The 431-nt window shown below is 65.7% G+C and carries 1 protein-coding gene; it reads right to left on the bottom strand.

Annotated features, from left to right (window positions below; translation table 11 throughout):
- Window positions 1–257 (bottom strand): phosphoglycerate kinase (gene pgk, locus EN780_RS37890; RefSeq protein ID WP_128276672.1); only part of this gene is annotated, 257 nt, incomplete at its 3' end.
- Between the last annotated feature and the right edge of the window lie 174 nt (window positions 258–431).

A 431-nucleotide genomic window follows, 5' to 3' on the forward strand; every position in this document is an offset into this window, starting at 1 on the left:
AGCACGTGCGCCGTGGCGCCGGCGATCGGCTCCAGCGAGAATTCGGGCGTGGGTCCGTCCTTGGGACGGCCGAAATGGGCAAGCAGGATGACCTTGGCGCCCTTGCCGGACAGTTCGGCGATGGTCGGCGCGATGCGCTCGATGCGGGTGACGTCGGTGACCTTGCCGTCGGCGACGGGAACATTGAGGTCGACGCGCACCAGCACGCGCTTGCCGGAGATGTTGCCGATGTCGTCCAGTGTCTTGAAGCCGGCCATGCTGGTCCCTTTCCTCGAAAATCGCGGGGACCTTACCCGCCAACGGCGACGATGCAAGGCCCGCGTTGAAGCGCGCGCGCAAAAATGATGTAGGCGCGTAAGATCAGCTTTCGCTTGTTGCCTTTTGCGCTGTCGGCTCGGGCGTCGCGGGCTGTTCGGGCGGCGCTTCGACGG

Origin of the sequence: Mesorhizobium sp. M4B.F.Ca.ET.089.01.1.1 (genome assembly GCF_004022605.1) — a bacterium.
In the GTDB taxonomy this organism is placed as follows: Bacteria; Pseudomonadota; Alphaproteobacteria; order Rhizobiales; family Rhizobiaceae; genus Mesorhizobium; species Mesorhizobium abyssinicae.